Genomic DNA, 22946 nt, shown 5'->3' with positions numbered 1-22946 from the left:
GTAGGGGCGGCGACCGGCTATGCAGCCCGCTCCGGTGAGGGGACAGATTCGGCAGGTATCGGCGAGGGTCGGTTGAGTTCAATCAAGAGCGCATCTGCCGCGCCGTTCAGCGCGACGGATGCAGGCGCGGTGGGCTCGAATTCCACCACGGGCAGATAACTGCGAACTGCGCGGGTCATAGCCGGATCGTCGGGAATCTCGCCCAGCATCGTCAAGTCTCCCCCGACATATTCCTTCAATAGCTTTTTCAACTGCAGCACATTCACGCGCGATTTGCCGGAGACGCGATTCACGATGAGGTGGGGCTGAAACCCTTGCAAGGTCCGGCTGGCTGTTTCCCTGGCATTCGGATCCGTCTCGCCCACGGCCTGGATGACTTCGTCGATGCTGGCGAAATCGCGATCCGAGAGCGCCTCGCTCACGGCGTCCCTGGACAAGAATCCCGATAACACACGCCGAATCGCGGCCAATTTGATGAATCGGTACAGATCGAGGACCGATGTCGGATCCGGCGTCGCCACCGTCAGGTACCGGTCAGCCATGAGGAAGAAATCCAGCGCATGGTAACTGGTGCCGGCGCCGATATCGACAAGGATAACGTCAGCCTGCAGCTGGGAAAAGTGGCGAATCAGGCGCTTTTTCTTGGCATAGGGCAGATTGGCGGTCGCCAGCGTATCCCCGGTGCCGGGCAGGAGCTGCAGGAAGGGGTGGGCCGAGATCGGCTGAAGAACCTCTTCCAGCCGTTCCACCCGCCGCTCGACGAAATCGGTCAGGGTGCGAGGAGGATTCAGCAGGCCAAACAGGATGTGGGCATCGGCGCCACCCACATCGAGATCGGCCAGCACCACGCGCTGGCCCCGTTTGGCCAATAACATGGCCAGATTGGCGGCAATGACACTTTTTCCAACACCGCCTTTGCCTGATCCTATCGAAACGATCGTAGCCATCCGGATCTCTCTCAGTCTGATGTGCGATTGCGATGTCTGCGCTAGCCCGGCTTATTCATGCGGTTTCAGGCCAGAAACCTGAGCGGAACGAGCCCTCTTGGGAGAACCGTACCGGTCGGCTCGCAACCTGTCCCTTATTAAACCCCATCGTTCAAGAACCGGCAACTAAAGTTTGAGATGGCGCCCACCGATACCATATCCGTTATGAACAACGCTCTTACGCCCACAACCAACGTCAGCCTCGACAGTGTATCGGCGTCGGAAGGCGAGATTCTCACCGTGTCGGAAGTTGCACGGTTCCTGCGCGTGCCGAAATCCACGGTGTATAAACTCGCGCGTCTGGGAGAATTGCCTGCCTCCAAAATCGGAAAGCACTGGCGGTTCCTCCGACGCGACATTCACGAATGGATACACAGCCGGACCCAGCACCACTGATCTCTCCGCGAAGAGACCGCCATGCAGGGCCCGACAACACGTGAGCGGTGCGGACTCCCAGGGGTGTCCGCTGTTTGAGCTCATCTCTAGCGGTTCACATGAGGTACGCGATGGCCGAGACAAACACGGTGAGAAAAACGGAGCTGCCCGCGCCAAAGCTGAACCCGGACACATTCAAGCAGCTCCGGGATCTCATCTATGAGATGACCGGCATTCATTTTCAGGATAACAAGACGTACCTGCTCGAAAGCCGGTTGCTCCCTCGTTTGAAGGCGTGCCGCTGTCAGACATTCGAAAACTATCTCAACTTTTTGCGCTTCGATGCCTACCGGGACCGGGAAATCACCGAGCTGTACACAGTCATCACCACGAATGAAACCTACTTTTTTCGCGATGAAGCTCAGCTCGACACGTTTATGAAAGTGATGATTCCGGAAGTCATGAAAACAAACGCCCAGACAAAACAACTTCGCATCTGGAGCGCCGCCTGCTCGACCGGTGACGAACCGTACACCCTTGCGCTGCTGCTTCGCGACTATCCTCCGCTTGCCGGCTGGACCATCGATATCCTGGCGACCGACATCAGTGAGAATGTCCTGAACATCGCACGGACAGCCACCTATTCATCCCATTCGTTGCGGAAGGTTCCTCCGGCGATGCTCGCGCGTTATTTCACCGGAAAAAAGGAAGAACAGACGTTGGCGCAGCCGGTGAAGGACATGGTGCGGTTCATGAATGTCAATCTGTACGACCGTCCCAGGCTGAAACTGATCCGCGGGATCGATATCATTTTTTGCCGCAACTGCCTCATCTATTTCGACGAGAAAGCCAAGGCGCAGATCGTATCGGACCTGCGCGATGCCCTCCGGCCGAAGGGCTACCTGATGATCGGATTTTCCGAGACCCTGCTCGACAAGGCAGGGCATTTCAAAACCATTCATGCGGGCCGTTCAGTTATTCATGAGAAACAGTAAGGAGGACCCATGCCGGCTGATCCAAATATGAAGATTCTCGTTGTTGACGACATGTCCACCATGCGGCGGATCGTCAAGAACATTTTGAAGCAACTCGGCTTCAACAATCTAGAAGAGGCGGAAAACGGCCAGGAAGCATTGACCAAACTGAAAGCGGATACCTATGGCTTCGTCGTCTCCGACTGGAACATGCCGGTCATGATGGGCATCGACATGCTGCGCGCGATCCGCGCGGATGAAAGCTTGAAAAAAATTCCGGTTCTGATGGTCACGGCCGAAGCCCAGAAGGAAAATCTTATGGAAGCCGTGCAGGCCGGCGTTAGCAACTATGTCGTCAAGCCGTTCACCGCAGAGACGATGCAGGACAAAATCAACAAGATTTTCAAGTAATCGACTCTTAACCGGTGGGGGGGATAATGGCACAACCACGCGCGGCGGCAAAAACACAACACCCGGTCGATGAAGATGAGACGACTGAGAAGGCGCCGGATACCAAGCTGTATGAAGAACTCGGCGAATTGGCCCGCTTCATCGATACGACGATGAAGACGCTGTCCGAATTCAGCGCGCCGGTCAGTACCTCTACCGAACAGCTGCCGCAAGCGTTAACCCACCTCACGAATCTCAAGACGATGACCGAGCAGGGGACCCATCGAGTCCTGCTGGAAGTCGAAGCCATTCAGGACAACCACCTGAAGCTCAGCGGCATGATCAAGGACCTCACGATTGCCTTGCAGAAAATTCAGGCGGCGCCCGCGCTGCTGCAGCAGATGCAAGCGATCGGCAGTTCCATCGGCGCCGACGACAAACGGCTGCTCGATATCATGACGGCATTGTCATTTCAGGACCTGGTGGCGCAGAGCGTGAACAAGCTCGTCACCATCCTGCAAGAAGTCGAACACAAATTGTTGCAGCTCGTGGTGGTCTTCGGCCCCTATCAAAAGCAGGCCGCGAAGAATGAGCAGGACAAGGCCAGCCAAATGCTGAAGCAGTTGGAAGCGACCAAGAATACATCCATGAATCAGGATCTGGCCGACGAAATCCTGAAGCAATTCGGTTTTAACTGAGGTGGGTTATGAGCGATGAAATGCAGGAAATACTCAACGATTTTCTGACTGAATCCAACGAGATGTTGGAAGTGCTGGATCAGCGGTTCGTGACGTTGGAGTCCGATCCCAACAACACCGATCTCTTGAATGAGATCTTCCGCGCGATGCACAGCATGAAAGGATCCGCCGGTTTTCTCGGCTTCAACCATCTCGTGGATGTAGCCCATCGCGGCGAAAATATCCTGAATAAATTGCGCCAGGCCGAAATGGCCGTCAATCCGGCCATCATCAGCGTCATTCTCGAAACCATCGACGTCATTAAGGCGATCATGGCCGACATCCGGGAATCAGGCACGGACAATCATGTTCCCACGGCGGCGATTGCGGCCAAACTGGACGAGATTCTCAACGGAACCGCCGCCGCCTCGGCGCCGATAGCCGCGCATGCGGCCGCCCCCGCGCCCCCGAAGGTCGAAGCCGCGGCGCCGACGCCACCTCCGGCCGCCCCGGTCGTGTCGCTGCCGACGCTGGGCGAAATTCTGGTCAACGACGGCCTGGCCTCCAAAGAACAGGTCCTCGATGCGCTCACGGCGCAGCAACATCAGCCGGAACCCAAGACGCCGCTGGGCGAAATTCTGCTCCAGGCGAAAGCCATTACCGAGCGCGCGCTCGACCAGGCGCTGCACAAACAAGAAAAACAACCGAAACCGGTGGAGGAAGATGCCACCATTCGCGTCGAAACCAAACGTCTCGACAGCGTGATGAATCTGGTCGGCGAGCTGGTCCTCGGACGCAATCGTCTCATCAAGATCGGCACTCAATTGGAGCAGCAGCACGAGTCCGATCCCCAGGTACGGGTGTTGAGCGAAACCCTCGCGCAACTCAACCTGGTGACGACCGACCTGCAATTGGCCGTGATGAAGACCCGCATGCTCCCGATCAAAAAGGTGTTTGCCAAGTTGCCCCGCATGGTGCGGGACCTTTCACAAAAGCTCAACAAACAGGTCCATCTGGAGATGCGCGGAGAAGAAACGGAGCTTGATAAATCCGTCGCCGACGAAATCGGCGATCCGTTGGTGCACCTCGTGCGCAATGCGATCGACCACGGGATCGAAACACCCGCCGAACGCCAGGCGAAAGGAAAAGCCGGGGAGGGCCAGCTGACTATTGCTGCGAGCCAGGAAGGCAACAGTATCGTCATTCGAATCAACGACGACGGGCGCGGGATTCAGGTCGAAAAGATCAAGGAAAAAGCCCTGGCGAAAGGGCTGATCAGCGAAGCCGAACTCGCGACCATGGAGCATCGTGAAATTTTGAATCTGATTTTCCTGCCGGGATTCAGCACTGCCGAAAAGGTGACGGACGTATCCGGCCGCGGCGTCGGCATGGATGTGGTTCGCACAAACATTCGGAAAATCAACGGCAGCGTGGATCTGGAATCCGAGCCCGGCAAGGGCAGCCAGATCATCATCAAACTGCCGCTGACGATCGCGATTATTCAGGCCTTGATGGTGGAAGTCGAGCGTTCGATTTTTGCGATTCCCTTGAGCACCGTCATCGAAGCCGTTCGAATCTCGCGCTCCGAGATCAAGACGATCAACGGGCGCGAAGTGCTGCATCTGCGCGATCGCGTGTTGCCGCTCATTCGTCTCGCGCAGGAGTTTGATATCCCAACGGACTCCAACCGCGAGCGGTTTTATGTGGTCGTCGCGGCATTGGGAGACCGCAGGGTCGGAGTGGTCGTCGATGAGCTTCGATCCCAGGAAGAAGTCGTCATCAAGTCGATCTGGGATTATCTCGAAACCGTCAAAGGCGTGTCAGGCGCCACGATCACCGGCGAGGGCAAAGTGGTTCTCATTCTGGATACGTCGGAGTTGGTTCAAAATGCCCAAGCTTGGCATACCCCGGGCATCGCCGCCTGACACAAGAGGCGCAGGCCACGGTCTGAAAACAGGAAACAGGTGTTCAAGCAGAGTCGGTGAACAGGGCCGCGCGAGATCGGAGGAAGTATGTCCACACTGATCAATGAAATCGATGCCAGGACCAGGCTGGCCGGCGCAAATCAAATGGAGTTGCTGCTGTTCAAGCTCGGGACGAACGAAATTTTCGGCATCAATGTCTTCAAAGTGCGTGAGGTGATGAAGCTGCCGGAGCTCACCCAGATTCCGGAAGCCGATAGCCGCATTGTCGGCATGGCGAATATCCGGGGAATCATGGTCCCCGTCGTAGGCCTTAAACGGAGTTTAGGCCTCGGCATGGAAAATGAGGGGCAGATCAACGGGGCGCCTGTGGCGAACCCGTATCTGATCGTTTCCGAATACAACGGCAGTTTGCAGGGCTTCCTCGTGGCTGGCGTGGATCGCATCATTCGCTTTTCCTGGTCTGCCATTAAGACGCCTCCCGCGATTGTCCGGGAAAACAACAAAGGGGCCGTCACCGCCGTCACGATGCTGGAAGACGGCCGCATGGTGCTGATTCTCGACGTGGAAAAAGTCCTGAACGATATCTGTCCCCGTACGGACGACGATGTGTTCGCGGGTATGACGATCGCGCCGGAACTGCGATCGAAATGCGTTTTGTTCGCTGACGATTCGTCCGTGGCCCGGATGCAGATTCGCAAAGCCTTGGACCGCCTCTCCATGTCGTATGTGATGGCCACGACCGGCGGGGAGGCCTGGCAAAAGCTGCAGGCGTTGGCGGATCAGGCCACGTCTGAGGGGAAAGAACGAGTGGATCAGATCCAGTGCATTCTCAGCGACATCGAGATGCCCGAGATGGACGGATTCACGCTGACCAAACACATTCGGGCCGACCCGAGGCTGGCGCACCTGCCGGTCATGCTGCACTCCTCCCTGACCGGAGCCTGCAATATGGAAAAGGGACGGGCAGTCGGCGCGACGGACTACATTACGAAGTTTGACGCGAAGATGTTGGGCGAGAAACTGGCGCTGTATATTCAGAATCCGAACCTGCAGGTGAAAAAAGCCGCCTGAGTCCAGGCCGCACACACCGTCTATCCGGGAGGGCTGATTCAAGCTTTTTTCCCGGACAGCCGATGTATCGATAAAGATCCTATGGCACTACCAGTCACACAGCCGCAGAGCGCCTCGAACCAGGTTCGCGTCCTGGTCGTCGACGATTCCGCCTTCATGCGGAAAAGCCTCACCACGATGTTGGAAGAGGGAAAACAGATTCAGGTGGTGGGGGTGGCGCGCAACGGCGAGGAAGCTGTCCAGCAGGTTCAACAGTTAAAGCCCGACGTGGTCACGATGGATGTGGAAATGCCGGGGATGACGGGGCTGCAGGCACTTCAGCAGATCATGACCAAGAATCCCGTTCCGGTCATCATGGTGAGTTCGGTGACGGTCGAAGGTGCGCAAGAGACGTTGCAGGCCTTGGAATGGGGAGCGGTCGATTTCATCCCCAAACAATTGGACGGCGTGGCCTCGCGGATCGCAGACATTCAGAAATTGCTGGTGCCCAAGGTTCTTGCCGCCAGATATGCGGGCAGCAAACTGAAGAGACTGAGCGTCTCCGGAGCGCCGAAAACCAGCGTGCCTGTGGCCAAGGCGTTGAGCAGTCGATCAGTCTCCGTGACGCGCGGCACCAAACTGATTGCGATCGGATGTTCCACGGGTGGCCCCCAAGCCTTGTTTGAAATTGTCCCGACCATCCCTGCCGACTGCCCGGCTGGCATCGTCATCGTACAACACATGCCGAGTTCGTTTACCAGACCATTCGCCGAACGCTTGAACAATCTCTGCGCCCTGGAGGTGCGGGAGGCGGTTGACGGCGATGAAGTGAAAGCGGGGCGAGTGTTGGTGGCGCCGGGCGGAATGCAGTTTCGCATCGTGAAGAAAACCATCACCACATCGGTGGTCAAATTGTCGCCCAACTATGAAAAACATCCCCATGCCCCGTCCGTCGACATCATGCTGCAATCCGTCGCCGCATTGTTTGGGGAACGGAGCATCGGAGTGATTTTGACCGGGATGGGGCATGACGGACTGGAGGGGATGAAAGCCATCAAGGCAGCAGGGGGTCGAACCGTGGCGCAGGACGAAGCATCGAGTGTCGTGTACGGCATGCCGAAAGCCGTCGTCGAAGCAGGCTGTGCGGAGAAAGTGGTGTCGCTCTCAAAAGTCATCGGCGAGCTCATGAATATGGTGTGAGAAGCATTGTCAATTTAACCGTTCACACAGGGAGAGGTAGGAGGAGTTATGGGGAGCATGATGAAGCATATGTCGATCGGGCCGAAGTTTATTCTATCAATCTCTCTGGTTGCCTTACTCGTCATCTCAATCGGCCTCGGGGTGCTGTATCAGCACGAAGAAGCGAAGATGGATACGATGCTGACCGGACGTGCCAATGTCATTTCCACGCAGATCATGATCAGCCGCGCCTACATCACCCAGAATTATGTGGCCAAGATCAAGAAATCCAAGGCCGGGAATGACATCCAGGTCGTGAAAGACCACACGGGTGTCGCCGATGCGATTCCGTTCCCCGCAACGGCCGTTCGTGAAATGGGCGAGGAGGCCAATCGCACCGGATTGTATAGCGTTCGGCTCATCAGCCAGAACCCCATGAACCCATCCAATACACCGAAAGACAACTTTGAAAATGAAGCGATCAGGGCGATCATGGGCGGAGCGGAATCTTATGCGCGTCGAGACGAAGTGAACGGCGTGCCCACGTTCCGCCGGGCCACCGTGGATAAGGCCTCCTCGACTGCCTGTCTGACCTGCCACACCAATAACCAGGTCGGCGATGTGCTGGGCATGTTGACCTTATCAGTGCCGATGACCGAGGCCATTGCACTCTCGAATCGCTCCATGTGGAACACGGGCGGCTTGATGGGCGCCATCGTCACGATCATTCTTGTCGTGACCTATCTGCTGCTGCGCAACATTGTCCTGCAGCCGATGGCCAAGATGAGCGAGATTTCCCGCGACATCGCCAAGGGCGAAGGCGACCTCACCAAGCGCGTGCCGGCCGATGGCCATGACGAAATCGCCCAGATGGGCCAATACTTCAACGAATTCATCGAGAAGTTGCAGCACATGATCAAGAAGGTGGCACACGTGACGGATAAGGTCGCGTCCGCCTCCGTCGAGCTGTCGGCCACCGCCGAGGAAATCTCGAAGGGGACCGATACGCTGACGTCCCGTGCGTCACAGACTGCCGCCGCCGTGGAAGAGATGAATGCCACCGTCGGACAGGTCGCGCAGAATTCCGGCAAAGCGGCCGGCCTGGCGCAAGATACGGTCAAAACTGCGCAAGAGGGCGGAACCGTGGTCTCGAGCACCATCTCCGGGATGCAACAGTTGTCCGAGGCGGTATCGAACTCGGCGACCATCATCTCCGATCTCGGCAAGTCGTCCGATCAGATCGGCGAAATCGTCCGGACGATCGAAGATATCGCCGACCAGACCAATTTGCTGGCCTTGAACGCCGCGATCGAAGCGGCTCGAGCCGGCGAACAGGGCCGGGGGTTTGCCGTCGTGGCCGATGAAGTCCGGAAGCTCGCCGAGCGGACGACCAAAGCCACGAAAGAAATCGGGGATATGATCCGCCAAATCCAACAGGATACGCGCGGAGCCGTTGATTCGATGCAGCAGGGCACGCAGAAAGTCACGGCAGGTGTGGACCTGGTCAACAAGACCGGTGAAGCCCTCTCCCAGATCGTGCGAATGGTTTCGGAAAGCGCCGATATGATCCGGCAGATTGCGGTGGCCTCCGAAGAACAATCGGTTGCGACACAACAGATTGCCAGCGATATCGAAAACGTGGCGAAGGTGACGAAAGAGTCTTCGTCCGGTGCGCATGAGTCGGCGAAGGCCAGTCAGGACCTGAGCCAGTTGGCGGTCGAATTGCAGGGAATCGTGGGCGGGTTCAAGATCTAAACAGCCCGCAGGTTAGCGTGTGATCGAACGGAGTGGGCGGGTAGGAGCACCTGTGTCTTTACTCAAAGATCTCTCTATTACAGGTAGACTGTACCTATTGATAGGTATATTCACGGCCGGATACCTTGGCTTTGGGGCACTCGCTTATACGACATTGAGCGACCTCAAAGTCAACGGCCCTCTCTATGGAGAGATCGTACAGAGCAAAGATTTGCTGGCCGATATTCTGCCCCCTCCATTGTACGTCAGGAGTACGCTATTGACTGTGTATCAGATGGCCGAGGAGAGAGACCCTGCGAGCCTGAAACGATTGATCCTTCAGTTCGCGGAACAACGCACAGAATTCGAGTCGCGCGTCTCCTACTGGAAAACCGCGCTTCCCGATGGCGCACTCCGCGACGGTCTTCTCAATCGTGCGGTACCGACAGGTCAAACATTCCTGAACGCGATCGACACACAATTCATCCCCTCGCTTTCCGCCGGTGATCGAACGAAAGCCCGAAGCATCGTCGATTCCACTTTGACGCCCTTGTTTCAGGCGCATCAATCGGCGGTCGAAGATGTCGTGCGGGCTTCGACCGCCGGCGCGCGCGAACTCGAAACGCGCGCGGCGACCGTGATCGCAGACCGGACTCGCAGTCTGATGCTGCTTGCATGCGGAACGTTGGCGCTTGCGGTGACTGCCGGTCTACTCCTTCGCTCGTTGTTGCACAAATCGCTCACTCGGATGATCAGCGTTTGCAAAGATTTAGCTGAGGGTAAGGGCGACCTCACCGTACGCCTGCCGGTACACGGGTCGGACGAACTCGCACAGCTGGGAGGCTTTCTCAACGAATTCATCGAGAAGTTGCAGCACATGATCAAGAAGGTGGCACACGTGACGGATAAGGTCGCGTCCGCCTCCGTCGAGCTGTCGGCCACCGCCGAGGAGATCTCGAAGGGGACCGTTACGTTGACGTCCCATGCGTCACAGACTGCCGCCGCCGTGGAAGAGATGAATGCCACGGTCGGACAGGTCGCGCAGAATTCCGGCAAAGCGGCCGGCCTGGCGCAAGATACGGTCAGAATCGCGCAAGAAGGCGGGACCGTGGTCTCGAGCACCATCTCCGGGATGCAACAGTTGTCCGAGGCGGTATCGAACTCGGCGACCATCATCTCCGATCTCGGCAAGTCGTCCGATCAGATCGGCGAAATCGTCCGGACGATCGAAGATATCGCTGATCAGACCAATTTGCTGGCCTTGAACGCCGCGATCGAAGCGGCTCGAGCCGGCGAACAGGGCCGGGGGTTTGCCGTCGTGGCCGATGAAGTCCGGAAGCTCGCCGAGCGGACGACCAAAGCCACGAAGGAAAGCGGGGATATGATCCGCCAGATCCAGCAGGATACGCGCGGAGCCGTCGATTCGATGCAGCAGGGCACGCAGAAAGTCACGGCAGGTGTGGACCTGGTCAACAAGACCGGTGAAGCCCTCTCCCAAATCGTGCGAATGGTTTCGGAAAGCGCCGATATGATCCGGCAGATTGCGGTGGCCTCCGAAGAACAATCGGTTGCGACACAACAGATCGCCAGTGACATCGAAAACGTGGCGAAGGTGACGAAAGAGTCTTCGTCCGGCGCGCATGGGTCGGCGAAGGCCAGTCAGGACCTGAGCCAGTTGGCGGTCGAATTGCAGGGAATCGTGGGTGGGTTCAAGATCTAAGCAGCCAATTACGAGAAGGAGCCCGGCATGAGTGCGACTGAACAACAGGTGCAATCTCACATCCAGGTGACCGCAGAACATTCTGCGGACCGTCTGCTCGAGAAGTCCGCCGATGATCTGCTGCAGTTTGTGATTTGTCTGATCGGCAGCGAAGAGTTCGCGGTGGATGTCCTGAGCGTGCAGGAGATCAACCGGATCGTGGAAGTGACGCGAGTGCCCAAGACGCCGCCCTACGTGGAAGGAGTCATTAATTTGAGGGGCCGCATCATTCCCGTCCTGGATCTTCGCAAACTCTTCGGCCTCACCGGAGCGCAACAGACCAGCCAGACCAGAATCGTGGTCGTGTCGGTGCAGGCGCGTTTGGTCGGGTTGATCGTGGATTCGGTGGAAGAGGTCTTGCGTGTCCCAAAAAGCGCCATTGAACCGCCGCCCTCGGTGGGAACCATGGCCGGGGCGGAGTTCACCCAGGGAGTAGGCCGGATCGACGACCGGCTTCTGATTCTGGTGGATCTGAGCCGGTTACTGCTGGCCCGGGAAGCTGCTTAAACAGGTGGGATAGGGCTGGAAAGGCCCGCCTTCTCTGAGGGGATTGGGAAGACGCGAGTCAGGGCTGGTGAGGTCCGGAAGAATCGGGTAGGGAGGGGCCTCGGCGATTTCGTGCGTCGAGCACCTGTTCCAGCAACTGAATCGACTCTGCCAGAACATCTGACGCGCAGTTTAGGGTGACATGGAATTGTTGCATGGCTTCCGGCCAACGGCCTTCCTTCTGCAAGACCTGAAATTTTCGATGTTGCTCATCGAGGATGGCTTGTTTGGCATCGAGCATCAAGCTATCGGCAGGACCCACAAGAGCACCTCCATGGAAAACGTGTGTGATTCGGTTGCACGCTATCAAAGCGCTTCCCGTGGGCGCAAGCCCACCATTCTGGGGAGGTGCCGGACGTCACCGTGCGACGAGGCCGTGAGGTACTGACCCGTGGATATCGCCACAATCTTGGGCATTGTCGTAGCCCTCGGCTCGATCATCGGCGGACAGGCGCTCGAAGGCGGACATCTCAGCTCCATTCTTCAGTTGACGGCCTTCATTATCGTTGCAGGCGGAACCCTTGGCGCCTGCTGTGTGCAGAATCCGCTGTCTGTCGTCATCAAGGCGCTGACCGGTGTCACCCTCGTGATTACCAACCCTCCGCACGATGTGAAGGGCACGATCACGCAAATCCTTGATCTCGCGAACGTGGCGCGCAAACAGGGTTTACTCGCGCTAGAAGGCAAACTCAAAGATCTCCACGACCCGTTCTTCAAAAAAGGGATCCAGCTCATCGTCGACGGCACCGATCCCAAACTGCTCCAGGAAATCCTGGAAATCGAAGTCGAGCATCATGAAGAAGAAGGCGTCCATGCCGCAAAGGTCTGGGAAGCCGCCGGCGGATATGCGCCGACCGTCGGTATTTTGGGCGCCGTGCTCGGGTTGATCCACGTCATGGAAAACCTCGCCGATCCGTCGAAACTCGGTGGCGGCATCGCGGTGGCGTTCGTGGCCACCGTCTATGGGGTCGGACTCGCCAACCTGTTCTTTCTTCCCATCGCCAATAAGATGAAGTTCAAACTCAAGGAAGAAGCCGGCCTGCGCACGATGGTGATCATGGGCCTGGTCGGTCTGGCTCAGGGCGAAAACCCGCGACTCCTGCAAGAGAAACTTGAAAGTTTTCTCCCTCCGCACGAACGCACCAAGGACGACAAAAAGTGACGCGTCATTCTCCAGTCGTCGTCGGAAATTCAATTTGTGCCGAACGGCCGCACAGCTCACCCATAACCCGCAAGGGTTGACGCCATGGCGAAGAAAAAACACGAAGAACATGAAAACCACGAACGCTGGCTGGTGTCGTATGCGGACTTCATCACGCTGCTGTTCGCCTTCTTTGTCGTGATGTATTCGGTGTCGTCTGTCAATGAAGGCAAATATCGAACGGTCAGTGATTCCATCAAAGCAGCATTGAATCCGGTCAATAGCACGCCTTCCAGCCGGCTGCCCTTCGCCGTCGGCGACTCCAAGCCCAAGATGATCAATACCGACATGTCGAGCCCCAACGACCCTGTCATCCGGCGCATGAAGGAAGTCATCAAGAAGATTCATCCCTCGCTTGCGCTGGAAATGCCGGACATCAAAATCATAGAAACCGGAAACGGCACCATCATGATATCCCTCCCGGAATCCATTCTGTTCGGCAGCGGGGAAGCGCGCGTTCGCCCCGAAGCGCTGCCGTTCCTGAAGTCCCTGGCCCAGATCCTGATAGAAATGGATCGCCATGTCCGCGTGTTGGGCCATACGGACAATGTGCCGATCCGGACGGCTCAGTTTCCTTCCAACTGGGAACTCTCAGCCGTGCGCGCTGTCATGGTGGTCAGGATTTTCTCCGAACTGAATGAAGTCCCGGTCACACATCTTTCCGCCACAGGCTTTGCCGACTCGAAACCCATTGCGACGAACGACACGCCTGAAGGTCGGACGAAAAATAGACGGGTGGAGATCATTGTGCTGGAGAAGAATCTGACGGAGGAAACGCTCGATTCGCTATTACCGAATGAGGGACCTCCGGCCCTATGACCATAACCTAAGGGCCCAGATCAGCCGACCCGCTTAGTCCCAAGGGACGGTCTGCATACAACTTTTTACCCGTAAAGATTTTTGGAAGAGGAACCGATACAGAACCACGTGAGGTAACGACCGCCTCTCGAAAGGAACGGGTGTATGACGCTGAAGCCGGTTGGCGATCTGACGATCTTCGAGGTGGGCACACTGCGCGAGGACATCAAACAAGCGCTGTCTGCGCATCCACAGGTGGAACTCGATCTTTCAGAAATCGACAAACTGGATGCCGCCGCCATTCAATTGCTCATCGCCGTTCGCCGGTCGGAGCATTGTGCGCTGACAGGCATCACCGATTCCATACGAACGCGAATGACTGACCTGGGCGCGTAACACGTGTTTCACCTCGAGATCACGCAGGGGAAAAGCCGCCGATGACTTCATACTGGTTGCTCCTATCCAGCGCCTTCGTGTTCGGCGCCTTCCTCTCCTGGATCTGGTGCCAACGCCAGACCGCTTCTGCCAGACGAGCGCTTGAATCCGCACAAGAAACAATCCTGAAGGAACAGGCGGATCGCGAGGCGATCTGGGAGCAGCTCGGGCATTCCATCATCCCGCTGGTCTCGGTGCTCAACGCTCAAATGAAGAGTGTGATCCATCAGACCGAGCAGGCCGCAACCGACCTCGGCCGGCGGTTTAGCACGATCGCCTCGCGCGCGTCATTGCAGGCCAATGAATCGATGCACCTCTTCGGCGACGGCGAGATGAATCTCGATACCGTCCTCAAAACCACCGACACCATGCTCGAAGGCTTTGTCAGTGACGTCATGAAATCGTCGGAAATGGCGTTGAATATCGCCACGATCATGGACGAGGTTGAACGCAGCACCAAGGCCATCACCGGCATGATCGGCGAAATCGAGTTCATTGCGGACCAAACCCGATTGCTCGCCCTCAACGCGGCCATTGAGGCTGCCCGTGCCGGAGAACATGGCCGCGGTTTTGCCGTAGTGGCCGACGAAGTGACCAAATTGGCCAATCGCTCAGGCCAGGCCGCCAGCAGCATCAATACAATGGTCAAAGACGTGCAGCGGAGTACGACCCAGGCGATGCAGACTGTTGAAAGTTTGGCCTCCGTCGATCTGAGCAAGACCCTGTCCATCAAGCATCGGCTTGACCAGATGACCCGTAGTTTAGCCGAGCGTAATACCACCTTGCATTCAGCCGTCATGAATTCAAAGTCGCACTCAGATGAACTCGCCAAAGACGTCGGTCAAATCATCATGTCGCTCCAGTTTCAGGATATTACGCGGCAAAAGCTTGAACATGTGATCGAGCCGTTAACCGAGGTGCGCGACATCATGGATGCCTTGCTCCAGGGACAACCGCATGACCAGATCGCCGTCAAGATGAACATTCTGGCGAACCTGGACCGTAGCTACACGATGGATGACGAGCGCGCCATATTCACTCGGTCGACCAATGGACATGGATCACGGGAAGCCCCCGTGAATGCCCCGTCTGAAGATGCGAATGTCACGTTGTTTTAAGTAACACCGGTTTGTAGAAAGAATTAAGGAGCGCGCCATGGCGAAAACAGTCTTGGTTGTCGACGATTCTCCCACCATGCGGCAGATGGTGGCTTTTACCCTGACCAGCGCAGGCTATCAGGTGGTGGAAGCCGGCAACGGAAAAGAGGCGGTCGGCAAAGTGAACGGCGGGGCCAAGCCGGACCTTGTGGTCACCGATCTGAATATGCCGGAGATGGACGGCATCACGCTGATCAAGGAAATCCGGAAAATGCCAGCGCTCAAGTTCACACCGATTTTGATGCTGACGACGGAAGCCTCAGACGACAAAAAGAAAGCCGGGCAGGCGGCCGGCGCAACCGGCTGGATCGTCAAGCCCTTCAATCCTGAACAGATGATGGCCGTGATCAAGAAAGTGCTGCCAGGCTGATTGAGCTCGATCCTCACCGGTCGCTCGCGTCTTGCTGGCCTCCGGCAAGACGCGAATGCGCCTCAGACGTGCGACGAAGGACGCGGAGAGACCATGAGCACTGACCTGTCCCATTTTAAAGACGCCTTCTTCGAAGAATCCCAAGAACATCTGACGACGATTGAAGAAGGCCTGCTCCAGCTTGAACAGAGGCCGGGGGACATCGATTTATTGAATCGCATTTTTCGGGGAGCCCATTCCATCAAAGGGAACAGCGGCATGTTCGGCTTCACGGACGTCTCGCAGTTCACCCATAAGATGGAATCGGTATTGGACCAGCTGCGCAGCAGCCAGATGGTCGTGACCGTGGAAATCACGGACTTGCTACTCCAGTCGCTCGATTGCCTGAAAACGTTGATCGAGTGCGCGAAGACCGGCGAGCCCCCGGACGAAGCTCAGGTTGCGACATTAGGAACTCAACTCGAAGCCTGCCAGGGCGGGGCGCCCATAGCCACACACAATTCCTCGGCGGCCGCCCCTCGTCATGCCGAGATACAGGGAGCCCATCACTTCACGATTACTTGGGTTCCCCCTCGATACTTATTTCAGCGTGGATTGGACCCTGCTCAATTCATCAAGGAGCTCGGCGATCTGGGTGCCGTAACCAGCGTGACTCTGGATCCCAGCCGCTTGCCCGCGTTAGCCGAAATGGACCCCGAGCAATGTTATCTGGGCTGGACCATCGAGATAGACACGGCCAAAGATCTGAAAGTCATCGAGGCTGTCTTCGATTTTGTGCGTGAGGACAGCACCCTGACCATTGTGGATACGCCTCCTCCTACCCACGAGACCCATAACGCGCCAGACGGGACGAAACCGTTGGGCGAGATTCTTGTCGAGACCGGCGTCGTCTCGCAGTCACAACTCAACCAGGCCTTATCCCAACAGAAGCGCGTCGGCGAAATTTTAGTTGAGCAAAAGATCGCGACGCCCGAACAAATTTCTGAAGCGCTGAAAAAGCAAACCGAAAGCAGCGCGCCGTCGAAAAAAGCCGAGACGCCGTCGATTCGCGTAGACACGGTCAAAATCGATCGCCTCATCAACCTGGTCGGCGAACTGGTCATTACGCAGTCGATGCTGAGCGATCTCGGATCGCGGTTCGAAATGACTCAGCTGCCGGTGTTGCTGGAACGCGTCGCGCAACTGGAGCGCAATACGCGCGAGATTCAAGAACGCGTCATGGGCATTCGCATGGTGCCCATCGGGAATGCATTCAGCCGATTTCCCCGTCTGGTACGCGATTTATCCGGAAAAGCAGGGAAAAAGATTCATCTGATCCTGTCTGGAGAGGAAACGGAACTCGATAAGACCGTGATCGAATCGATCGGCGATCCCTTGACGCATTTGGTCCGGAACTCGGCGGATCATGGTCTTGAACCCCCGAACGAACGCGTCGCCGCGGGCAAACCCGAACAGGGCATCATTCGCCTCAATGCGTTTCATGAGGGTGGAAATATCTGCATTACCGTGGAAGACGATGGGCGTGGCCTGAATCGAGAGAAGATCCTTGCCAAAGGCATCAAACAGGGATTGATCACGGAGTCCGACAAACTGTCGGACGAGCAGATCTGGATGCTCATCTTTAAACCCGGATTCTCGACCGCGGAAAAGGTCACGGACGTGTCCGGCCGCGGGGTCGGCATGGATGTCGTCAAGCGCAACATCGAAGGCCTTGGCGGCACGGTCAGCATCAAAACCACGGCCGGGAAGGGTACCACCTTCACGCTCAAGCTGCCGCTCACTTTGGCTATCATCGAGGGCATGACAGTCCGGGTCGGGAAGGACACCTATATTGTTCCACTCCTGTCGATTCTGGAATCGATCCAGCCACGGCGCGAGATGATTAAAACCCTCGTCGGAAAAGGGGAGCTGGTCAATGTTCGCGGCACCTATCTTCCCCTCATGCGCCTGTACGACGTGTTTCGGCTGGAACCGGAACTCTCGGATCCTACGAAAGCCATTCTGTTGATTTTGGAAACCGAAGGCGAGCGCGTCGCCGTCATGGTGGATGAAATCCTCGGGCAACAGCAGGTCGTGATCAAGAGTATGGAACAGAATTTTAGGAAAATTGAAGGGGTGGCCGGGGCGACCATTCTGGGTGACGGCACGGTCGGGTTTATTCTCGATGTGCGCGGGTTGCTCAACATCGCCCGTCAGGGCGCGGCGAAGGCAGCATAAGACACGTGTGATGGACAGGATCGACGCCCACGATTTAACGAACAGGGGTAGGAGGAGACGATGGCAACACAGGAGTTGACGAGCAAAGATTCGAATCAACAGATCGGGAGCACGACGGACGGCAGTCAATTCCTGACCTTCCAGCTGGGAGAAGAACTGTACGGGGTCGACATTCTCCGGGTTCAGGAAATCAAAGGCTATACGGCCGTGACGCGCATTCCCAATACGCCCGCCCACATTAAGGGGGTGCTGAATTTGCGCGGCACCATCGTCCCGATCGTGGAGCTCCGGACGAAATTCGGCATGCCGACGATTGAGTACACCATGTTCACGGTGATCGTCGTGGTCGTCGTCAAAGAGAAAATCATGGGACTCGTGGTGGATGCGGTTTCCGATGTCCTCGACATCGACAAAAAAGACATCCAGCCGGCCCCGCAGTTCGGCGCCCAGGTCGATGTCAGTTTTCTGAATGGAATCGGCAAAGCCGGCGACAAACTGGTCGCGTTGCTGGATATGGATCGCCTCTTGACCGACGGAGATATGACGGAAACCGAGAAGGCCGCTGCTTAACCATCGCACCCAGGGAGACTACGACATGGGATTAAACGTCGAATTATTAGAATCGAGCTTCAAACTTGTGGCGCCCCAGGGCGACGCCCTGGTGACCCGCTTCTACGAACGGCTCTTCGAGCGGTATCCGGCCGTCAAGCCGCTCTTCAAGAACGCATCCATCAAAGAACAGAAGAAAAAGCTGTTGGCCTCCCTGGTGTTGGTAATCCAGAACCTTCGCCACCCTGAGAAACTCACGCCGGTGCTGCAGGACATGGGGGCCAGACATGTCGGATACGGCGCGAAACCGGCTCACTACGACGCGGTCGGGGAAAATCTTCTGGCGGTATTGGGTGAATTCGCCGGATCCGCGTGGACGCCGCAGGTCAAGCAAGCGTGGACCGACGCCTATACGGCTATCAAAACCATTATGCTCGCCGGAGCGGAACGTGTACACCACACACAAGGAGAGAAGACGATGAGTAAGGCTACGGGAAAGACAAAGAAGAGCGCGCCAGCGCAAGCTGATATGAGCGGCTTCTACCTCGGCGCACTCGAGCAATCGCAGAATAACATTCTGCTCTGCGACCGTAATCTGGTGATCACCTATGCCAACTCGACGGCTAAGAAAACGCTCGTCGCGCTGGAGACCGAAATCAAGAAGGTGCTGCCGAAATTCAACGCCTCTGCGGTCGTCGGCGTGTGCATCGATGATTTCCACGTGGATCCGAGCAAACAACGCCGGATTTTAGCGAACCCGGCTAACATGCCGCACCGGTCGGATATTCAGATCGGACCCCTGACCCTCAGCCTGTTGGTCACGGCCATCATGAGCCCTGACGGAGAGTACCTGGGAAACGCGCTGGAGTGGGCCGATGTCACCGAGAAGCGAAGACTTGAGACTGAAATGTCGCGGCTCAAGGCGTCCCTCGACAATGCGCGATCCAACGTCCTCGTGTGCGACCGCAGCTATACCATCGTCTATGCGAATAACCAATCCGTCACCACATTGCGCCGGTTGGAATCCGATATCCAAAAAGTCCTTCCGGGGTTCTCCGTGGCTAAGGTGGTCGGGTCAAACATTGATCAATATCACAAGAATCCCTCCCAACAACGGCGCTTGCTGGATAACCCTCAAAATTTGCCGTACCGCACGGAAATCAAGATCGGGCCCTTAACGCTTGAACTGGCAGTCGCGGCGATCATGAACGAAAAGGGAGACTATCTCGGTAACGTCGTGGAGTGGGCGGACGTCAGCGCTCAGAAAAAAGCCCAGGTAGAAATTGATAAACTCATCGGCGCGGCCACAGCCGGACAACTCTCCGAACGGATCAATGCCGAAGAATTCGAAGGCTTCTTCAAGACGCTCTCGGAAGGCGTCAACAAGATGCTCGATGCGGTCGTCACGCCCTTGCATGAAGCACAAATGGTGCTCACCGCAATGGCGGCAAACGATCTCACGAAAACCATGACCGGCCTGTACCAGGGTGAGTTCGAGCAGATGAAGAGCAGCCTGAACGGCGCCATGAGCACCCTGAGCACCGCGATTTCGACGGTGCGTGATGGCGCGGAAAGCGTGACTGCAGGCGCCGAACAAATCACGAAGGGCAATGAGGATCTCTCGCAACGCACTTCAGAGCAGGCCAGCGCGTTGGAAGAAACCTCCGCTTCCATGGAAGAAATGACTTCGACCGTGAAGCAGAACGCCGACAATGCCAAACAGGCCAACCAGCTGGCCATCGCCGCGCGCGATATCGCCGACAAGGGCGGGTCTGTCACCGTCCGCGCGGTGGAAGCCATGGGCGAGATCAACAAGAGCAGCAAAAAGATCGCGGACATTATCACCGTGATCGATGAGATCGCCTTCCAGACGAATCTCCTGGCTTTGAATGCCGCCGTGGAAGCGGCCAGAGCAGGGGAACATGGCCGGGGCTTCGCCGTCGTCGCCGCGGAAGTGCGCAATCTGGCGCAACGGTCCGCGACCGCAGCGAAAGAGATCAAGGGTTTGATCAACGAATCGATTCAGCGCGTCAGTGACGGCAGCGAGCTGGTCAATCAATCCGGGAAGACGCTGGAAGAAATCGTCAGCTCGGTGAAACGCGTGACCGACATCATCGCTGAAATCACGGCAGCGTCTCAGGAACAAGCCCAGGGCATCGATCAGGTCAACAAGGCCATCATGCAAATGGACGAAACGACCCAACAGAATGCTGCCTTGGTGGAAGAAACGACATCGGCCAGCCAGTCGATGAAAGATCAGGCGCAGGAACTCATGCGTCAGGTTGAAGTGTTCAAGGTCGAGACGAACGGAAGTCATCGGGAGTCAAATCCCCGGCCTTCGACCGCAAGGACCGCGGTCAAATCGGCCCCCGCGGCCCCGAAACCGGCCCTGAAAAAACCGGGATTCTCGTCCAAACCCGCTGAGGCCAAGGAGCCTGCCAAGGTTGCGGCCGGGAACGGTCACGACCGGCGCAAAAAGGATGACGACTTCGAAGAATTCTAGGAACCCGGCCGCAGGAGAGGGCAGACAATGCCCCCTCCTGCGGCCGCGCCGCTTTCCCTCCGCCCCGGCCTTTCTTCATCTCCAGCGATTTGATTGTCCTCAAGAAACACGATCTCACGACCGATAAGAGAATGTGCGGGTGTACTCACACCGGAACGATACACGATTCCGGTCGATTCCACCTCTAACTCAGGGGATGAATCATGGACAGTAAAACACTCCTTTGGTATCTCGTCTTGTCCAGCCTGACAGTCGCCTATCTTGTCGTATTAGCGGGTGTCAAAGCCGCGAAGTCCCACGATGTCTCGCACCATTCCCACCGCATGATTGTGGGGTGCACGATCGTCGGCATCTGGCTCGTGGCCTATGTCCTCAAGCAAGTCTTGTTTGGACGAGAGTCGTTCCAGGGGCCGGAAAGCGCCTATTGGTCGGTCTATGTCCCGATCTTCGTCACGCACATGCTCTTGGCCGTCACCACCATCGGCCTGGGTGCCTACAACCTCTACATGGGGCTCCATCGGCTGCGCTTCGGAAGTGTCGGCGCCATGGTCGCCGGCATGACCACGCACCGTCGAATGGGGAATGCTCTCATTTGGACGTTTAGCGGCACCATGATCACGGCATACCTCGTGTATTTAATGCTGTTTGTCTGGTATCGGAGCTGAGACGATGGACTATTCCATTTCGAAGAAAGAATACGATCAAATCCGCACCTTGCTCTATGACGAATCCGGCATCTCACTAGGGGAGAGCAAACAGTCGCTCGTCGTATCACGCCTCACCAAGCGGTTGCGCGAGCTTCAGCTTGACGACTTCGCGTCGTACTACGACTATGTGAGGCAGGATAGCAGCGACGAAGAATTCACACGGATGCTCGATCTGCTCTCGACCAACAAGACCGATTTTTTTCGGGAGCCAAAGCACTTCGACTTTTTACGCGAACGTATTCTTCCCTCGCTTAAGAAAGACAAGCGTATCCGAATCTGGTCCTCCGCCTGTTCGACCGGTGAGGAACCGTACACGATCGCCATGACTCTGTATGAGGGGGTCCAGCACCCGGCACAGTGGAACTTTCAAATTCTCGCCTCCGACATCTCAACTCGAGTCCTGGCCCACGCCGCGAAGGGGTTGTATGCGGAGGATCGTGTGCGCGAAGTGCCGGCCGCAATTGTGAAGCATCATTTTCTCCAGGGACGGGGAGACAGTGCCGGCCTCGTGAAGGTGAAACCGCACCTCTCCGCCATCATCAAGTTCCGTCGTCTCAACCTGATGGACGATCGATTTCCCATCAAAGCTCCGCTGGATGTGATTTTCTGCCGGAATGTCATGATCTACTTCGATCGCCCCACGCAGGAACGTCTCGTGAATAAGTTCTACCACCATCTCAAACCGGGTGGGCATCTCTTCATCGGCCACTCGGAAAGTTTGCAGTGGGTATCCCACCCCTTCAAGACCATCGCGCCAACCATCTATTGGAAGGAAGCCTGAGGGACATGGCGGTGATTGACACCGATACCTTCTCGCATATCCGGCGCATGCGCGATGGCCGTTTTCCCCACGAGGTGGCGTGCATTCTGCCGGGAGAGTTTTTTGTCAGTCGGGAGCCAATGGTTGTCTATACGGTCCTGGGGTCCTGCATCTCAGCATGCATCCGGGATCCGATCGCAGGCGTCGGCGGCATGAATCATTTCATGCTTCCCGCTCCAAAGGAGCATCAGTCCGGCGACGCTTGGGGAGGGGAGTCCACTCGGTATGGCTCTTTCGCGATGGAACAGTTGATCAACGAAATTCTGAAACGCGGCGGACTCAGGCACCGGTTGGAAGTGAAATTATTCGGGGCGGGAAAGATCTATGACGGGAACATCGATGTCGGGGCGCGCAATACGGAATGGGTGCTCCAGTATCTGAAGACCGAAGGGTACGCCCTCGCCAAGAGCGACCTGGGCGATGTCTTTCCGAGAAAGGTGTACTACTTCACGGAGTCAGGCCGCGTCCTGATGAAAAAGATCGAGCGCATAAGAAACCGTACGATTTACGAGCGGGAAACGGAGTACCAACATCGGATCGAAGTCGAACCGACGGCGCCACAGGACAATATTACGCTGTTTTGAGATTCGACCC

Annotated in this window: 23 protein-coding genes; 21 read left to right on the top strand and 2 right to left on the bottom strand. The window is 56.8% G+C overall.

What is annotated here, in order from left to right; all coding sequences use genetic code 11:
• Positions 1 to 17: 17 nt before the first annotated feature.
• Positions 18 to 947 carry a P-loop NTPase gene (locus GDA65_10550; GenBank protein ID MBA5863132.1) on the bottom strand — a complete coding sequence of 310 codons (930 nt, stop codon included), beginning with the start codon at positions 945 to 947 and terminating at the stop codon, positions 18 to 20.
• A 204-nt stretch (positions 948 to 1151) separates the two neighbouring features.
• Between GDA65_10550 and GDA65_10545 the strand changes: the two genes are divergently transcribed.
• From GDA65_10545 to GDA65_10500, 10 genes are all read left to right on the top strand, one after another.
• The gene (locus tag GDA65_10545; protein MBA5863131.1) at positions 1152 to 1382 is read left to right on the top strand and encodes a helix-turn-helix domain-containing protein; all 231 of its coding nucleotides are present in this window, start codon (positions 1152 to 1154) and stop codon (positions 1380 to 1382) included.
• A gap of 98 nt (positions 1383 to 1480) precedes the next feature.
• Positions 1481 to 2356 (top strand): protein-glutamate O-methyltransferase CheR, encoded by an 876-nt coding sequence (locus GDA65_10540; protein MBA5863130.1) that lies wholly within the window; start codon positions 1481 to 1483, stop codon positions 2354 to 2356.
• Between the two features lie 9 nt (positions 2357 to 2365).
• Positions 2366 to 2746 (top strand): chemotaxis protein CheY, encoded by a 381-nt coding sequence (gene cheY / locus GDA65_10535; protein ID MBA5863129.1) that lies wholly within the window; start codon positions 2366 to 2368, stop codon positions 2744 to 2746.
• A gap of 26 nt (positions 2747 to 2772) precedes the next feature.
• On the top strand, positions 2773 to 3423 hold the full coding sequence (locus GDA65_10530) for a hypothetical protein (protein MBA5863128.1): 651 nt from the start codon (positions 2773 to 2775) through the stop codon (positions 3421 to 3423).
• 8 nt (positions 3424 to 3431) lie between these two features.
• Positions 3432 to 5327: a chemotaxis protein CheA gene (locus GDA65_10525; GenBank protein MBA5863127.1), complete on the top strand. Its 1896-nt coding sequence runs from the start codon at positions 3432 to 3434 to the stop codon at positions 5325 to 5327.
• An 87-nt stretch (positions 5328 to 5414) separates the two neighbouring features.
• Positions 5415 to 6398, top strand: coding sequence for a response regulator (locus GDA65_10520; protein ID MBA5863126.1), 984 nt, complete (start codon positions 5415 to 5417; stop codon positions 6396 to 6398).
• An 81-nt stretch (positions 6399 to 6479) separates the two neighbouring features.
• On the top strand, positions 6480 to 7577 hold the full coding sequence (cheB, locus tag GDA65_10515) for a chemotaxis-specific protein-glutamate methyltransferase CheB (protein MBA5863125.1): 1098 nt from the start codon (positions 6480 to 6482) through the stop codon (positions 7575 to 7577).
• Between the two features lie 48 nt (positions 7578 to 7625).
• Positions 7626 to 9311 (top strand): DUF3365 domain-containing protein, encoded by a 1686-nt coding sequence (locus GDA65_10510; protein MBA5863124.1) that lies wholly within the window; start codon positions 7626 to 7628, stop codon positions 9309 to 9311.
• 52 nt (positions 9312 to 9363) lie between these two features.
• On the top strand, positions 9364 to 11010 hold the full coding sequence (locus tag GDA65_10505; protein MBA5863123.1) for a HAMP domain-containing protein: 1647 nt from the start codon (positions 9364 to 9366) through the stop codon (positions 11008 to 11010).
• A 27-nt stretch (positions 11011 to 11037) separates the two neighbouring features.
• The gene (locus tag GDA65_10500) at positions 11038 to 11556 is read left to right on the top strand and encodes a chemotaxis protein CheW (GenBank protein MBA5863122.1); all 519 of its coding nucleotides are present in this window, start codon (positions 11038 to 11040) and stop codon (positions 11554 to 11556) included.
• 58 nt (positions 11557 to 11614) lie between these two features.
• On the opposite strand, the gene GDA65_10495 is transcribed toward GDA65_10500, so the two are convergent.
• Positions 11615 to 11857, bottom strand: coding sequence for a hypothetical protein (locus GDA65_10495; protein MBA5863121.1), 243 nt, complete (start codon positions 11855 to 11857; stop codon positions 11615 to 11617).
• 129 nt (positions 11858 to 11986) lie between these two features.
• Here GDA65_10495 and GDA65_10490 point away from each other — a divergent pair, with 129 nt between their 5' ends.
• The 11 genes from GDA65_10490 (at position 11987) to GDA65_10440 (ending at position 22936) form a co-directional block, all read left to right on the top strand.
• Positions 11987 to 12757 carry a flagellar motor protein gene (locus GDA65_10490; GenBank protein MBA5863120.1) on the top strand — a complete coding sequence of 257 codons (771 nt, stop codon included), beginning with the start codon at positions 11987 to 11989 and terminating at the stop codon, positions 12755 to 12757.
• An 84-nt stretch (positions 12758 to 12841) separates the two neighbouring features.
• Positions 12842 to 13615, top strand: a complete 774-nt coding sequence (locus tag GDA65_10485; GenBank protein ID MBA5863119.1) for an OmpA family protein — start codon at positions 12842 to 12844, stop codon at positions 13613 to 13615.
• 144 nt (positions 13616 to 13759) lie between these two features.
• Positions 13760 to 13990: an STAS domain-containing protein gene (locus tag GDA65_10480; GenBank protein ID MBA5863118.1), complete on the top strand. Its 231-nt coding sequence runs from the start codon at positions 13760 to 13762 to the stop codon at positions 13988 to 13990.
• Positions 13991 to 14031: 41 nt separating this feature from the next.
• Complete coding sequence (locus GDA65_10475; GenBank protein ID MBA5863117.1) at positions 14032 to 15147, top strand: hypothetical protein; 1116 nt, start codon at positions 14032 to 14034, stop codon at positions 15145 to 15147.
• Between the two features lie 37 nt (positions 15148 to 15184).
• Entirely contained in the window at positions 15185 to 15556 is a 372-nt protein-coding gene (locus tag GDA65_10470; GenBank protein ID MBA5863116.1) for a response regulator, read from the top strand.
• 93 nt (positions 15557 to 15649) lie between these two features.
• Positions 15650 to 17773, top strand: coding sequence for a chemotaxis protein CheA (locus tag GDA65_10465; GenBank protein ID MBA5863115.1), 2124 nt, complete (start codon positions 15650 to 15652; stop codon positions 17771 to 17773).
• Between the two features lie 60 nt (positions 17774 to 17833).
• Positions 17834 to 18343 carry a chemotaxis protein CheW gene (locus tag GDA65_10460; GenBank protein ID MBA5863114.1) on the top strand — a complete coding sequence of 170 codons (510 nt, stop codon included), beginning with the start codon at positions 17834 to 17836 and terminating at the stop codon, positions 18341 to 18343.
• A gap of 25 nt (positions 18344 to 18368) precedes the next feature.
• Positions 18369 to 20825 (top strand): methyl-accepting chemotaxis protein, encoded by a 2457-nt coding sequence (locus GDA65_10455; protein ID MBA5863113.1) that lies wholly within the window; start codon positions 18369 to 18371, stop codon positions 20823 to 20825.
• Positions 20826 to 21028: 203 nt separating this feature from the next.
• Positions 21029 to 21490, top strand: a complete 462-nt coding sequence (locus tag GDA65_10450; GenBank protein ID MBA5863112.1) for a DUF420 domain-containing protein — start codon at positions 21029 to 21031, stop codon at positions 21488 to 21490.
• Positions 21491 to 21494: 4 nt separating this feature from the next.
• A complete protein-coding gene (locus GDA65_10445) occupies positions 21495 to 22313 on the top strand; it encodes a hypothetical protein (protein MBA5863111.1) in 819 nt (272 codons plus the stop codon).
• Positions 22314 to 22318: 5 nt separating this feature from the next.
• Positions 22319 to 22936: a chemoreceptor glutamine deamidase CheD gene (locus GDA65_10440; GenBank protein MBA5863110.1), complete on the top strand. Its 618-nt coding sequence runs from the start codon at positions 22319 to 22321 to the stop codon at positions 22934 to 22936.
• Positions 22937 to 22946 lie beyond the last annotated feature (10 nt).

The organism is Nitrospira sp. CR1.1 (genome assembly GCA_014055465.1).
GTDB lineage: Bacteria > Nitrospirota > Nitrospiria > Nitrospirales > Nitrospiraceae > Nitrospira_A.
The sequence above is the reverse complement of the archived record's forward strand: the minus strand, read 5'-3'. Positions and strand labels throughout refer to the sequence as shown.